This is a genomic window from Arthrobacter globiformis, assembly GCF_030815865.1.
Taxonomy (GTDB): Bacteria; Actinomycetota; Actinomycetes; order Actinomycetales; family Micrococcaceae; genus Arthrobacter; species Arthrobacter globiformis_B.
Genome location: NZ_JAUSXI010000001.1, coordinates 713,864 through 727,492, shown reverse-complemented (window position 1 = coordinate 727,492; position 13,629 = coordinate 713,864). Strand labels below are relative to the sequence as shown.

At 60.2% G+C, this 13,629-nt stretch carries 12 protein-coding genes; 6 read left to right on the top strand and 6 right to left on the bottom strand.

The genetic code is table 11. The features are described from left to right. Genes QFZ33_RS03395 through QFZ33_RS03370 form a run of 6 tightly spaced genes read right to left on the bottom strand, consistent with a single transcriptional unit; the run spans window position 1 to window position 5,593 of the window. Window positions 1–1,263, bottom strand: coding sequence for a CaiB/BaiF CoA transferase family protein (locus tag QFZ33_RS03395; protein ID WP_307024852.1), 1,263 nt, complete (start codon window positions 1,261–1,263; stop codon window positions 1–3). Beyond that, on the bottom strand, window positions 1,239–2,813 hold the full coding sequence (locus QFZ33_RS03390; protein ID WP_307024850.1) for a class I adenylate-forming enzyme family protein: 1,575 nt from the start codon (window positions 2,811–2,813) through the stop codon (window positions 1,239–1,241). The genes QFZ33_RS03395 and QFZ33_RS03390 overlap by 25 nt, the downstream gene beginning before the upstream one ends. 48 nt (window positions 2,814–2,861) lie before the next feature. Further along, window positions 2,862–3,425 (bottom strand): ABC transporter permease, encoded by a 564-nt coding sequence (locus tag QFZ33_RS03385; RefSeq protein WP_307024848.1) that lies wholly within the window; start codon window positions 3,423–3,425, stop codon window positions 2,862–2,864. A 34-nt stretch (window positions 3,426–3,459) separates the two neighbouring features. After that, on the bottom strand, window positions 3,460–3,693 hold the full coding sequence (locus QFZ33_RS03380) for a hypothetical protein (RefSeq protein WP_307024846.1): 234 nt from the start codon (window positions 3,691–3,693) through the stop codon (window positions 3,460–3,462). Beyond that, window positions 3,690–4,580, bottom strand: coding sequence for an ABC transporter ATP-binding protein (locus tag QFZ33_RS03375; RefSeq protein WP_307024844.1), 891 nt, complete (start codon window positions 4,578–4,580; stop codon window positions 3,690–3,692). Before QFZ33_RS03375 ends, QFZ33_RS03380 begins: the two co-directional genes overlap by 4 nt. Next, window positions 4,577–5,593, bottom strand: coding sequence for an ABC transporter substrate-binding protein (locus tag QFZ33_RS03370; protein WP_307024842.1), 1,017 nt, complete (start codon window positions 5,591–5,593; stop codon window positions 4,577–4,579). The genes QFZ33_RS03375 and QFZ33_RS03370 overlap by 4 nt, the downstream gene beginning before the upstream one ends. A gap of 353 nt (window positions 5,594–5,946) precedes the next feature. Between QFZ33_RS03370 and QFZ33_RS03365 the strand changes: the two genes are divergently transcribed. The 6 genes from QFZ33_RS03365 to QFZ33_RS03340 all read left to right on the top strand — a co-directional run bounded on the left by QFZ33_RS03365 (window position 5,947) and on the right by QFZ33_RS03340 (window position 12,958). Next, window positions 5,947–7,113 carry a CaiB/BaiF CoA transferase family protein gene (locus QFZ33_RS03365; RefSeq protein WP_307024840.1) on the top strand — a complete coding sequence of 389 codons (1,167 nt, stop codon included), beginning with the start codon at window positions 5,947–5,949 and terminating at the stop codon, window positions 7,111–7,113. 54 nt (window positions 7,114–7,167) lie between these two features. Next, on the top strand, window positions 7,168–8,250 hold the full coding sequence (locus tag QFZ33_RS03360; protein ID WP_307024837.1) for a CoA transferase: 1,083 nt from the start codon (window positions 7,168–7,170) through the stop codon (window positions 8,248–8,250). Window positions 8,251–8,261: 11 nt separating this feature from the next. Continuing rightward, window positions 8,262–9,308 (top strand): NAD(P)H-dependent flavin oxidoreductase, encoded by a 1,047-nt coding sequence (locus QFZ33_RS03355; RefSeq protein WP_307024835.1) that lies wholly within the window; start codon window positions 8,262–8,264, stop codon window positions 9,306–9,308. 4 nt (window positions 9,309–9,312) lie between these two features. Further along, entirely contained in the window at window positions 9,313–10,227 is a 915-nt protein-coding gene (locus QFZ33_RS03350) for a PaaI family thioesterase (RefSeq protein ID WP_307024833.1), read from the top strand. Between the two features lie 1,389 nt (window positions 10,228–11,616). Further along, window positions 11,617–12,474: an enoyl-CoA hydratase/isomerase family protein gene (locus tag QFZ33_RS03345; RefSeq protein ID WP_307024831.1), complete on the top strand. Its 858-nt coding sequence runs from the start codon at window positions 11,617–11,619 to the stop codon at window positions 12,472–12,474. Continuing rightward, on the top strand, window positions 12,446–12,958 hold the full coding sequence (locus tag QFZ33_RS03340; RefSeq protein WP_307024829.1) for an acyl-CoA thioesterase: 513 nt from the start codon (window positions 12,446–12,448) through the stop codon (window positions 12,956–12,958). The genes QFZ33_RS03345 and QFZ33_RS03340 overlap by 29 nt, the downstream gene beginning before the upstream one ends. Window positions 12,959–13,629: the final 671 nt, after the last annotated feature.

Here is a 13,629-nt window from a genome sequence, read left to right as displayed (position 1 = left end):
TCAGGGCACCACTGGCGGGGCTGTGACACTGAAGGACCTGACGTCGCCAGACCGGATGAGCTCGACGGCTTCCTCATCCGTAAATCCAGCTTCGGCGAGAATCTCCAGAGAGTGCTCTCCCAGCCGCGGCGCGTAGCCCCGCGGACGGCCGGGCGTCTGCTCAAATCGAATAGGCAGGTTGGGGACGGGATACGAGCCGTGCTCCGGGTGTTCCAGCCAGATGATTGATTCATTGTGCTGAACCTGGGGATCATTGAAGACGTCCTCGAGCCGATGGATGGGACCGCACGGCACCCCCTTCTCGTCCAGCAGTTCGAGCCACTCAGACGCGGGGAGGGTCGCAAAGATTTTCTCTAGCATCCGGATGAGTTCAGATCGGTTCCTGACACGGTCAGGATTTGTCCGGAATCGGTTGTCAGCAACCAGATCGTGGCGTTCCACCGCCGCCCCCAGACGCTGCCAGAACCTGTCGTTCAAACAGGCAACAATGAAGTAGCGACCGTCCGAGCCTCGAAAGGGCTGGTAGGGCACCAGCTGGGCGTGGCCGCCCCCGTGAGGCCGGACCGGAATTTTGGTCCGGTCATAGTGGGTGAGAATATTGGCGAGGTTCGCTACCTGGCCGTCGAGTAGATTGATGGTGACTTTCTGACCCACGCCGTTCAGGTCACGGCCACGGAGGGCCGCGCTGACGGCAAAGCCCAGCAGGAAAGAACCGGCGAAATCGGCAATGGGAACTCCGACCTTGACCGGAGCCCCGCCCGCTTCCCCGGTGAGACCCATAATTCCGCCCATTCCTTGCGCCAAAATGTCCATGCCGGGCTGATGCGCCCGGGGGCCGTCTTCGCCGAATGCGGTGATCGAGCAGTAGATCAATTGGTCATTGAGTCCGGCCACGTCTTCATATCTGATGCCGAGCCGGCGCACGGCATCGGGCCGGAAGGCTACGACCATAACGTCTGCATCGGCCAGCAGCCGTTCCAGGACCCGACGGCCGCCCTCGGAGTGTAGGTCAAGGGCCAGCGAGCGTTTACTGCGGTTCACCCCGTAGAAGTAGGCGCTGTCGCCCTCACCAAAGAGATTGTCGATGTGGCGGAAACTCTCGCCCTCGAGTGGTTCGATCTTGATCACGTCCGCGCCAAGGTCGCCCAGCATGGATGTTCCGTATGGTCCAGCGCCGATCTGGGAAAGGTCGACAATTCGGATTCCTGCCAATGGCAGGTGGGAGGTTTCCGTGCCCCTCACTCGGACGTCCGCAGAGCCCATTCCTGGGCCACCTGACGTCGCAGTACTTTGCCCGTGGCGTTGGTCGGCAGCTTCTCGGTGCGTAGCCACCAGCGTGACGGAATTTCGAACCGCCCCAAAGTACTGGCCGCATGGATCCGTAGATCTTCAGTGGTCGCCGTCGATCCCGTGCGGAGCACCACTGCGGCGCCTACTTCTTCTCCCAGGTCAGCATGGGGCAGACCCACGACAGCTACTTCGAGCACCTCGGGATGCGACTCCAGGCTTTCCTCGACGTGCACGCTAGCAATGTTCTCTCCGCCCCGAATAATGACGTCCTTCGAGCGTCCGGTGACGAAAAGATAGCCTTCCTCGTCGAGGTAACCCAGATCCCCGGTCGACACCCAACCCTCGGCATCGCCGATGGGCTCGTCCGAGTCCAGGTATCCTCCGGTTACAGCGGGGGTAAGTGCCTGTATCTCGCCGCTGCCGTCTTCGTTGCTGCCCTTGATGCGAATTTGCACAGCGGGAAGAACCTTGCCCACACATCCGCGCCGCCCGGCCACATCCTGTCCCGAACCGGCGGCCAGAACGCCTGTTTCCGTCATCCCGTATAGGCTGCCGACCCGTTGGCGCACGCCGCTGAAGCCTGACGCTACTTTGTTGCGCAACTCCTGGGATATTGCCGAACCGCCCATCGGCACTGATTTTACGCTTGAAGTGTCGTACTGCCCGAAATGGGGGTGGTCCAACACCCGCCCTACCATTGTGGGGACGCCGCCCCAGGTGCGCACTCGCTCCCGCTGTATTAACTCCAGTACCTGTGCAGGGTCGAACTTACCCTCGAGGAACACAAGCCGTCCTCCGGAGAGCAGCGTAGTTAGGGAGATCTGGAGTCCAGCGAGGTGGAAGAGTGGAACGGTCAGGAGACTGACCGTTCCGGGATGGTCGTCAGGTAGTTCACTCGGCAGCCGGCCGGTCAGGATGAGGACGTTGTGGATATTCGCGATGAGAGACCGATGTGGAACTTTCACCCCCTTGGGGAGCCCGGTAGTGCCAGAGCTGAACATGATCATGGCCAATGCCTCTTCGTCAATGTCATCCAGCCGGATAACCGAAGCGGGGGTACTTGCATCAATGACGCGGCGCACGTCTGTTATGGCCATGGTGGGAAGATCAAGATCGCGGTGCGTGACAACCAGATCGACGCCGGCACCGGAAAACGCAGTTGTGGACTCGTTGTCGCTCCACCATGCATTTCCCAAAACGACTGTCGCTCCCAGAACCTGCGTAGCCCAAAAAGTCACCACCCACTCGACCGAGTTGAAGGCTAGGAGGGCGATTCTCGAGTCGTGGGTCATTCCCCGCTCGGCCAATGCGTTCCGTACGGCGTCAACAGCCCCAAGGAATTGCCTGTAGGTCAGCCTTCGCTCTCCTTGGACCATAAATTCCCGATCCCCCCATCGTCCGGCGTCGATGAGGAACTCGCCCAGCTGCTGGCTGCGCTTGGCGTATTGGAGGCAGGGGTGGCCAGCGACCACACCTTCCACCACCTCACGGCCCCAACGAGTGCCGGTCCATTCTGCGATCATCTTGTGCTCTTCCTGTGAAACTGAGTGTAGTTGTCAGTGATGCGAGTACTAGTGGTTCCGCCAGGGGACAATCAGGCGTTCTATCTCCTTGATCACGAAGGACGCCAATACGCCGAGTATCGCGATGGTGATTAGTCCCACGTACATCGGTTCCACGTTGAAGGTCTGCCAGGAATTCCAGATCAAATAGCCTAGCCCGCTCTTGGCGCCCAGCATCTCGGCGACCGCAAGGAGCATCAGGGCCATGCCGACGGCCAAGTTAATGCCGGTCATGATCATGGGCATTGCCCCTGGCAGTGCGATGGTACGGAACGTCTGCAGTTTACTGGCGCGGAAGTTATGGCCGACGTCGCGGTAGACCTTGTCAATTTGCAGGACGCCGGCGGCGGTATTCACGACTATGGGATAGAAAACGCCGATTGCCACGACCGCGATCTTTGATTCTTCTCCCAAGCCGAAGATGAGCATCAGCAAGGGAAAGATCGCGCTTTTGGGGATGGGGTAGGTGGCGGCGACAATCGGTTCCATCGCAAGGCGGAATTTCTTGTACAGACCCATAGCGAGCCCAATACCCAGGGCGGGAATGCCGCCGAGCAGGGCAGCGCTGAACATTCTCTGGAGACTGATCCAAGTATGTTCGAGTAATTCACCTGAAGCGAGCATGGAGCCGAACTCGGGAGACGATTCCTGTGGGTGGAGGAAAGAACCTATCGTCGAGGAGACCGGTACGCGAAAGTACTTCCCATACCCCGAGGAGGGCGATCGGCACGAAGACTGCGATCAGGCGTTCACCCCATTTGGTGTCCAGGAATGAGCCTCCGCCCTTCCGTCCGGGCGCCAGGACGATGGTGGTGCTGGTGGTACGCGTGTCCAGGCTCATTTCTTGCCCCTTCCATTTCCTGATTGCAGGCGGGCAGCCGCGTCCACTTCGGCTCGCAGGGATCCCCAGATGCGGTAGACGATCTCTCCGTACTCAGGTTCCTTGCGAAGATGCAGCACGTCACGGGGTCGCTCAAAGGGAATATCGATCAAGTCCTTTACCTGCCCTGGCCTGGAGGACATGATCATGACGCGGTCACCGAGGGTGACTGCTTCATCGACGCTGTGGGTTATGAACACAACGGTTTTCTTGGTTTCGTCCCAGATCTTCAGCAGCTCACCCTGGAGGAGCGTTTTGTTCTGTTCGTCGAGTGCTGAGAAGGGTTCGTCCATGAGTAGGATCTCGGGGTCGTTGGAAAATGCGCGGGCAATGGAGACCCGCTGCCGCATGCCCCCTGAGAGCTGGTGGGGATAGGAGTTCGCGAAGGGTGTCAGCCCGGTCTTATCGAGGTAGTAGCCCACCGTGTCCCTGATCTGCTCCTTCGGTACTCCACGCATCTGCAGACCGTAGGCAGCATTGCGCCACACGGTCATCCAGGGAAAGATGGAGTCGCCCTGAAAGATCATTGAGTTGGTGGGGCGGTCAGTCTGGTCCTGGTCGATCTCGATCCGGCCTGATGACGGTTTCTCGAGCCCGGCGAGCATCCGCAACAGTGTGGTCTTTCCGCAGCCGCTCGGCCCCACGATGACAAAGAAGGAACCAGCCGCTATATCCAGGTTGAGGGTGTCGATCGCCTGTATGGTCTTCCCCCGTGAGTCGAAGGTCTTGGTCAGATCCTGGATCCGGATTTTCGCGTCCCTGGAATTCGTTCCGAGGCCGGGGGTGGACAACATCGCCTTTGGTGCTCCTGTCACCGACTCAATGGATTCATTCACGAGGTTTGTCACTTCTTCTCCTTGTAGGGACCGAGAGCCTTGCTTGCTGCTGCGGCAAACGAGGTGTCCACGGCTGAGGCCACGGTGATGTCCTTGTCCTCTATGTAGCCGCCTTGCTTCCAGAACTCCAGATCACTTTGCATCCCCGCAATATTGAGTGCGCCGTCAGGGTCAACGCCATGCGAAGTGGTCGCGGCCAGGGTTTCCGGCTTGGCGGAGGTTGCCTTGGCCAGGATGGAGATGATCTCCTTGGCCCCTTCTCCCACGAGCTTGCCGCCCTTGAGCGCGTCGTTGTAGTCACGGGCGCCGTGCAGGAATGCACGCATGAAGGCAGCAGCAGCCTCAGGCTCTTTGGCGGCGAATTGCTCCCCGTAGATCATGACGCCAATTTGCTGATTCGGGTAAACTTTGTGCGTACCGGCAAAGCGGACGGCGGCCCCCGACTCAACTGCCTGACTGACTGTAGGTTCCGTCGTGATGCTTGCATCGACTGCACGGTTCTCAAGGGCCGATATATGTTCGGGACCGGCTAGAATTGTGCGTTTGATGTCGCCCATGGTGAGGCCGCCTGCCTTGAGCATCTGGTTCAGAGCGGCCGACGTCGTGCCGCTCTCGGAGTAGTCCGCCACGGTCAGGCCCTTGAGATCCGCGTAGCCTTTGAACTTTCCGGAGTCGACCAGATCCTTGCGCACCAGCAAGGAAAGGTAGCTGTCATCCGCGGATGCATGGGACTTATCCGCAACGATCCGGATCTTCACGTCGCGTGCCAGCGCATTGAACAGTCCCGCCGAGGGGCTGCCACCACCGACATCCAGGCCGCCGGATCCCAACGGGGCCACCATCTCTGCAGCCGACCGGAAGGGAAGCAGTTCGACGCTGATGCCTTCCGCCTCGAAATAACCACGCTCCTGAGCGATAAAAAGCGGTGCGTCACTGCTGGAGTTAGTGGTTCCGACCGTGACCTTGGGAAGACTGCTTCCGGCCGCGCTCGAATTCCCGCCGCCGCAACCCGTTGCTGTAAGCAAGGTTGCCGCTCCGATTAGTAGAGCACTCGTGCACCGGAGCAAGCTGTTCCGTAACATCCGCTTCTTTTGAGGAACTGATCCCATTCTTCACGTCCTTGTGATATCGCAACCGGGTTACCCGACTGACTGGGGGAATAATCTCCCAAGGCCGCATGCGAGGCCTTGACATGTTCGTTCTACATCGTCGTGTCGTGCGTCTACGAGCTTGTCGCGTGATTCGCATCATGTCAAGGAGGACCAGCCAAGTCCCGGCGGCCTGAGTCCCGCCGAGTTTATTAGACACCCTGGTGTATTTGCGCAAGAAACATGTAGAGTATCTCCATCAAGGATTCTGCAAGGTAAGGAGTTCGGCAATGGAGCGCGTAACTGACCAGCTGGCGGAACCACCCATTCAACCCATGGACTGGCTCTCCGGTATCCGGGTCGTCGAGGTGACCATTGGGGTGTCCTCACCCCTGAATGCCCGGATACTGGCCGATCTCGGCGCCGAAGTCATTCGTGTGGAGTCAAAGGCGAAGCCGGACGTGAACCGCACCAGACTGAAGCGCAAGTCCGAAGCCAGTGACGTGCCGTCGGAAGAAACCTTCGGGCTCCTTCATGAGGCCAATGCCGGCAAGAAGAGCATCACCCTGAACCTCAAGACAGAAGAGGGCCCGCGGCTCCTGATGAAGCTTCTCGGTACTGCCGATGTGTTCGTCCAAAACTTTGTCCCGGGTTGGCTGGAACGGCTCGGACTGTCAATAGAAGAGATCCGTGCCACTTATCCACGCCTGATCGTCCTCTCCGCCTCCTGCTACGGCCAGGAGGGACCATACCGGGACCAACGAGCCTACGCCCCCGTGATGACTTCGCTGGCCGGGGTGGAGGGGCTCATTGGGTACGAGGACGGCGCCGTTCAGGGGACCATGGCGTCGGCTCTGGCTGACATGAATGCCTCTTTCGTCGGAGGGTTCGGAATCCTGAGTGCGCTCTGGGAGCGGGAGCATACTGGGCGCGGACGCCATCTGGACCTGTCCCAGACCGAAGCGGCGGCCATCCTCACAGGGGAAGCCACGGTCGAATGGCAGAGCACCGGCCGCGTGCCTGGCCCATGTGGAAACTCAGGGATGAGTCCTGGACCGTGGCACATGATTAAGTGTGGTCCGGACAACTGGGTGGGCGTCACTGGACTCTTGCCCGAAGAACTTGACGCTGTCACGCGGGCCGCGGATTCGCTCGGTTCGGAGGAACTGCATCAATGGTGCCTTGATCGCGGCATCGAGGCCGCAGTCGTCGCCCCGTCCGGGGGGGCGCAGCAGCCCGTGCTTGGCGAGAGCTCCCGCTTGGCGCAAACCGTGTCGCATCCGTTGATTGGTCCCATGCTGGTCAGTAGCTTGCCTTGGCAGCTCGATGGCTCCATAGCCCGGCTCAGCGGAGGGTCGCCCCTGCTCGGGGAGCACACCCGAGAGGTCCTGGCGGGAACGCTCGGCATCGCAGACGATGAGATCGACCGGCTGGCCGCCAACGGCGTACTGACCTAGGGTCTGAAACCCATTCCACCGACTCCAAGGCGCCGAGCCAAAGTTAGGAAGATCATGCTGCAAGGAATATCTGTTGTCGAAGTGGGATTCACGCGGGGAGCTGCATTCGCCGGGAAGCTGCTGGCTGATGCCGGAGCCGCAGTAACCAAAATCGATGTCGCGCCCGGTACCTTGCCGGAGGCTGCCCGGATTTATTTTGACGCAGACAAATCCGCATCGCTTTCGGTCGAGGCGCTCTCCGAGGTCATCACCACAGCCGACGTCGTCATCACTGACGTGCCCATGGAACTCCAAGCCTCAACCTTCGGCCAACCCCTAGACGTCCTGCGGAAGATGCACCCGCAGCTGGTGGTTTGCGAGCTGGTCCCTCTTCATGCCGGTTCCGGGCACACCTTCGGTTCCTGCGGTGAGCTGGCCATGCAGGCCGGCAGCGGGCTGCTCCATATGACCGGCGCCCCTGACCGGGAGCCTCTGGGTATCCCTTACCATCTAGGCTGTCTCCAGCTGGGTATCCACGGTGCCGGCGCGACGATGGCCGCCCTGCTGCGACGTCGGATCACTGGCAAGACGCCGGCTGTGCGCATCGTCGGCGCGGACGTCTTGGCGAGTTATCTGCGGATCTATGGTGCCGTCTCGGAATACTACGATGTTCCGCTGCTCCGAGACGGGCCTCGTGCTCCGGGATCCGGCGGTCGCTATCCCTTTGGACTGTTCCCCTGTGCGGATGGATATGTCGCAATGATCGCGCGTACGCCGCGGGACTGGGACAACATCCTCGCCATGATGGGCAACCCGGCCTGGTCGCAGGAATCGCGGTATCAGAATCTGCACGGCATCGCGATGGAGTACCCGGAGGAAGTTGACCGCCTCGTCGAACCGTGGCTGCGTGAACGCACCAGGGCCGAAATCATGGTGCTGGCGCAGCAGCATGCCATCCCTGTTGCCCCTGTCAAACGTGTCGATGAGGTAGTTGAAGACAAGCAGCTCGTCCACCGAAAGTTCTTCCGCAACATCATCGTTGACGGCAACCTCTACGCCATTGAGGGCCTGCCTTGGATCACGGAACCCGCCAATGAGCCCGTTGCTTCGGCTTCGGCTGGTGCCCGTTCAAAGTACGCCCAACAGGCAACCATTTAAGGAGAACCTCCATGGACCACGCTTCGCTGGACCCGCACGGACCGGCAATCAGGAACCGCTATACAGAGCTTGTTGGGATCGAGCATCCTATCGTCCAAGAGGGAATGGGGCCATTCAACACGACACAGCTAGCGGCCGCCGTGTCCAATGCCGGTGGCCTTGGCACAGTCAGCGTTCCCGGAACTGCCGGCGACCTGAACTTGGCCGCGCAAGAGTTCCGTGCTGCGGTCGAGGCATGCGCGGCACTCACCTCGCGCCCCTTCGCCGTCAACATACCGGTCGGCCACAAGAAGAACGGCGAAATTTCGACGTACTCACGTCTCTACCTCGACGCTGTCCTAGCCGCCCGGCGCGATGACTCTCACGTCGCCAGCACCCTCCGGGTGGTCACCACCTCCGCTGGTTTCCCCTATGACTTGAGCCGGGAATTGCACGATGAGGGTTTGATCCACCAGCACAAGGTCGGCTCCTCCCGACATGCAGTAAAGGCCGTTGAAGCTGGAGTCGACGTCGTTATCGCGGCGGGGCTGGAGATGGGTGGACATACCCCGTCGAGTGGCATGCATACCTTTGTTCTCGTCCCCAACATCGCGGACGACGTTTCGGTGCCCGTCGTCCTTACTGGTGGAGTACGGGACGGACGTGGGCTGGCCGCTGCTCTGGCGCTGGGGGCCGACGCAGTCGCACTGGGTACACGCTTTGCTGCCAGCACCGATAATCCCGACTGGCACCCGAACTATTCGAAGGCGCTGCTGAACGCCCGGGAAGGTGATGATGTCCTGATCAAGGGCGTCTATAGTCCTGCACGTATCCTGCGCAATGCTGCCTCCGGGATACTTCTCGAAGCTGACCCGACGCGTCAGCCGTCCTCCATCGAGAAGATCGAGCTGATGCGCAAGGCGCAGATTGAGGGCGACATTGATAACGGGCTGGTCCTCACAGGACAGGTCGCCAGTGGGATTCATGAGCTGATTTCCGTGGCCGAGTTTGTGCCGAACATGGCGCGTGAGGCCGCGCTCATCCTTGGCTCCCTCACCAAGAGCACCGTTCTGAAGTGAGCCCATGAAGACTCACCAAATACAGCACAACGCTTCCTGGGCCAGGGCAACAACGACGGCCATGTCGGCCCGGAGCGCCTCCGACGAGGAGGCGCTCCAGCGCGCCCTGGAGGTCAGCAGGCTTGCCCCTGCCCCCACCGAAGCCTTGTTCGGCATTACAGTGACTGACGCGGTACCTGGAAGTCTGCGGGTCGAACAGCAAATCCACTCCGCTGGCGACGCTAACCGGCCGTGGGGTTGGATCGGTCCTCTTGCCGACCTCACAGCAGGGCGCTCTGTTCTGACGCACCTCACGGAGGATCAGAGCTGCCGCACAGTGAATCTGCGGCTGGACTTCGGAGGGCGTTTGCCACGTGCCGGGGAGCGAGTCACCGCACACGGTCGGGTCATTGACTTGAGCGATGATTCCGCCCTGGCCGCATCGACACTCGTCGGCAGTGACGGAACCATCCTGGCGCACTGTGTCGGACGGTTCATGATCGTCTCCGGCGCGCACGCGGGCTCGCCTAAAGATGAATTGCCGCAGCCGACAACCGAGGCCCTTGAGCACCTCTTGGGGCTTCGAGTTCTAGAAAAGAGGCCCACAGCCCTGGTGCTTGGCGTCGCTCCGGATCGACGCCTGGCAAACTCCTTTGACATCATGCACGGTGGTGTCCAGTTTGCCCTGGCGGATGTCAGCCTGAGACACGTTATCGCGGAGACAACGTCGTTAGAAGCGAAGCATCTCGATCTGGCCGTCTCTTACCACCGGCCTGTCCACGTATCCGGTGAGACGATGACCATCTGTGCTTTTGTCGAGCGACAGGGCCGCCGGATTATCGTGGCTCGTATCCGCGCGAGGGACTCCCTCGACCGGCTGCTCTTTTCCGCAGAAGGAACGTTTGCTACTTCTCCCAGCGCACGAGACCAGGGCCAGTAATGAGCCTGAAAGTGCCCCACTACGCCACACTGACGCCGACACCGCAGCCCTTGGCCCCTCCCGTCCCGGACGGGACTCGTGGGTCGGGCGAGTGCACGAGGAGCCGTCGCGTTTGCACCAGGCCGCACGCCAATGTTGATATCCGAGTTATCGTCTTCGCCGGTGAGGGGACCATCTCTTGGCTGGGCTGACTTCAAGGTCCTTGACCCCTAAACCAAGACGGACCATTACGATCCTGCTCTCTCATCCGAGGCCGCGCGGTCCGGACGCGTTACCGCGTCTGGCCCGAGTTCGACGGCATGGTAAGGCAACTCCGCAGCCTAAGCCAGTGAAGGTTGGGAGGGCGTTTCAACACAGCTGGTGGTTGCCGCAGCTAGCCTAGGTCAAAGCAGTCCCCAGTGTGTGTCGGTGACGGCTCACCGACACCAGCGACACTCACGGGCCGGCATCTACCGTCCGCGAACGGCTCAGCGCAGTGCCGAGTACAGGAAGAGCCGGAAATGCACGTCGTGCCTAAGACCGTCTTGCAGGCCCTACACGAGCGTGGAAGCCTGGAACTCGCCGTGGATCCTGCTGTCTCGTGGCGGAACAGAGAACCTCCGGGGCCGGTTGGCGAAAATGATGAGCACCCGCCGGGCCGATCTGCGCCGCCCCCCACACGGGATCAAGGCACTGAAATGGCCCCCCATCAGACTTCACCCAGCGAACTCTAATCCTTGTCCACTTTTGCGATCCCGCCAGACCATGACAGCGCGCCTCGAACGCACGAGAACACTGTGTCCGCCAGTACTTCCCGAAAGGAACAGACTTGGTGCGTCCACAGCCAGAACACCTCGCCATGGTCGCCGCTGAACCTCAATCGAAGGCCCCGCGAGATCTTGGGCTGGAAGAGCCCCCTGGAGCACCCGATCAGACCGGCTTCACCACCGGCAGATTCACGGCCGTTGCAACGACCACTGAAATCCGCCGTCCACGAAACACTCACCTTTCGACCATCGCTCGACAACAGGCGCGGCGGCTCCCTTGGACATGTGTGAACAACGCCCGGCTGAATAGATGATCAGCTACAAGGGACGACCGGAACCGTTGGGCGTTACTAGAGGGCTGGCAACTGCAGTAGATGAGGCAAGGAACTGTCTGCCGGCCGGCCACCCGGGGCCCGGCCGCTGTTCGTCACCAGCAGGAGTTTGGGTTAGCCGCTGTGGAGGACCCACTTCCACCGCTTATGGGTGGCGATAGCACGTGCGGCGTACCCCTGATTGTCAACGGAGGCCTGATCATGTGCACGGACCTTTTAGAATGGCGGAAGAAAACATGCTACAACCTTATGAAGCTCGTCTACGGTAATGTATTATGAATCAAAATGGGCCGACCCGAAAGGAAGCTGCGATGAGCGACGATGCTGTGTACCTGGAAAAACGAGGCCCTGTCGGGCATCTCGTCCTGAATCGGCCGGAGAAGCATAACGCCCTGCGGTTTTCGGACTTGGACGACCTGGTGGACCTCCTCCATGAGGCTGAGGCTGACGATGAGATCCGTGTCATAATCCTCCGGGGTAACGGTAAAAGCTTCTGTGCGGGCCATGACTATAACGACGCCTTACGCTCCTATGGGCTGGAGGTTCAGGCCGATGGTTCGAAACCACGCAGGCCCAGCCAACGGAGCCGCCTAATCCGTGACCGGCGGCTCGGGGAGGGGTATAAAGCATTCCATTTCTCGCTCAAACCGGTGATTGCGCAGATCCACGGAGTTTGCACAGGAGCTGGAATGTACTTGGCTGAGATGGTCGACTTGGTGATTTGCTCGGAAAATGCACGCTTCAGCCACGCCGAACAGCGTTTCGGCCTGGCAGGAAACACTTGGCACCTCAACACCCAAATCCTGCTCTACGGGCCCAAGCGTGCGCGGGAGATCCTGCTCTTAGGCGATACCTTCGACGGGAAAGAAGCCCACGCCCTTGGGCTGGCGAACAGAAGCGTCCCGGAGGCTGAGCTCGAAGCAACTGCCGCGGACTGGGCCAGCCGAGTCGCCCAGCACCCGCGCGACGCGCTGGTGACGGGCAAGGCCATGTGGCAAATGGCCCTGGAGAGCCTGGGAGGTTCCGAGCAGTTTGCGCGCGGGTATGTTGGACACACTCTCGGTACCAATCTGCGATTCGAGGAGGACGAGTTTAATTTCCTGAAAGAGCGCAAAGCGCACGGAACGCGCGACGCTTTCCATGAACGAGACACCTACTATGACAAGTGAGCGCATCATGACGACCGCACCTACAACATTTCCTAGACGCGTTGACGGCAGGCCTGGCCAGCAGCACGGCGCTGACGGTCACCCAGGAGCCGCCTCAAATACTGTCATACGCACACTGGATTTAGCGGACACTGACGCCACCGGTCGTCACCATAACTCCGTAATCATGCGCTGGGTTGAGGCTTGTGAAGCAGGACTTTGGAAGAAGCATGGCCTGATAGACGTCTTTCCCTGTGCACCGCGGGTCCAGCATCTAATCAACTATGTCGCCCCGATGAGCTTCGATGAGCACGTCTCCGTCTCGGTTGGCGTAGCCTCAGTGGGACGGACGTCCATGACGTTCTTCTTTGAGGTCACGAGCTTGTCGGAAGGGAGACACGGAAGTGTTGTTGCCCACGGAACATTTACCGTCGTCAACATGCCAGACGGCAGCGAGCATCCGCAGCCATGGTCAGAACGGGTGCGTACTGCCCTCCTGGGCTGAAAAGGCGAGTGCTCTTACGAAGGGTCCCGTGCTAGTCGTGGAGGATTTGATCTCTGAATCAGTGGGATCCGTATGGCAGCAGTCTCCTTAAGAAGGCCGCCTAGCTGGCGGATCTCCCTTCGAAGAAGACTCATGGCTGGTTGGTCTACGGAGACTACGTCGCCTGCCCTCGATAATGTACCTGCATTCTTCAGCAGCACTGGAACGTCGTCGTCGAACACTTAGATCTTCAACAGGCAGTCAGATAGTTTGTCACAGCTGCGGCTGAAGGTACGTTACATCGCAGACGCAAGCGCACCCAGGTTTTTGGCTGGCGATTCACGGGGAACTTTCCGGCGGGCATGGGCAACCGCCCAACAGCGCCCACGGTGACGCTCCATTCTCCGTACGGCGGACTACTGGGGAATTCAGATCCTCACGGGCGGAATCTGTTCTTTTGGCCCCGCAGCCCTACCACAATGTCCGCCTGCCCAGCTCCTTCAACGGGTTGCACCTCCACGGTTCCGCTCACGGATTCGTGCGGGTCTCGAAGGGGCACAATTCGCGTATAGGGGCCATCAGTTTCGCAGGTGCTGAACTGAACAGGCGCCTATCCACGGAACAGCTCGAGCTCTGCCGCCTTGCCGACAGTTTCAATCAACGGCCACAGGCTAAGTGTCACGAGTCTGCGT

Bases quoted from the DNA above. Each gene is read 5' to 3' on its own strand.
- QFZ33_RS03395 (WP_307024852.1), bottom strand. From the start codon at position 1,263: ATGGGCTCTGCGGACGTCCGAGTGAGGGGCACGGAAACCTCCCACCTG.
- QFZ33_RS03390 (WP_307024850.1), bottom strand. From the start codon at position 2,813: ATGATCGCAGAATGGACCGGCACTCGTTGGGGCCGTGAGGTGGTGGAA.
- QFZ33_RS03385 (WP_307024848.1), bottom strand. From the start codon at position 3,425: ATGTTCAGCGCTGCCCTGCTCGGCGGCATTCCCGCCCTGGGTATTGGG.
- QFZ33_RS03380 (WP_307024846.1), bottom strand. From the start codon at position 3,693: ATGAGCCTGGACACGCGTACCACCAGCACCACCATCGTCCTGGCGCCC.
- QFZ33_RS03365 (WP_307024840.1), top strand. From the start codon at position 5,947: ATGGAGCGCGTAACTGACCAGCTGGCGGAACCACCCATTCAACCCATG.
- QFZ33_RS03360 (WP_307024837.1), top strand. From the start codon at position 7,168: ATGCTGCAAGGAATATCTGTTGTCGAAGTGGGATTCACGCGGGGAGCT.
- QFZ33_RS03355 (WP_307024835.1), top strand. From the start codon at position 8,262: ATGGACCACGCTTCGCTGGACCCGCACGGACCGGCAATCAGGAACCGC.
- QFZ33_RS03350 (WP_307024833.1), top strand. From the start codon at position 9,313: ATGAAGACTCACCAAATACAGCACAACGCTTCCTGGGCCAGGGCAACA.
- QFZ33_RS03345 (WP_307024831.1), top strand. From the start codon at position 11,617: ATGAGCGACGATGCTGTGTACCTGGAAAAACGAGGCCCTGTCGGGCAT.
- QFZ33_RS03340 (WP_307024829.1), top strand. From the start codon at position 12,446: ATGAACGAGACACCTACTATGACAAGTGAGCGCATCATGACGACCGCA.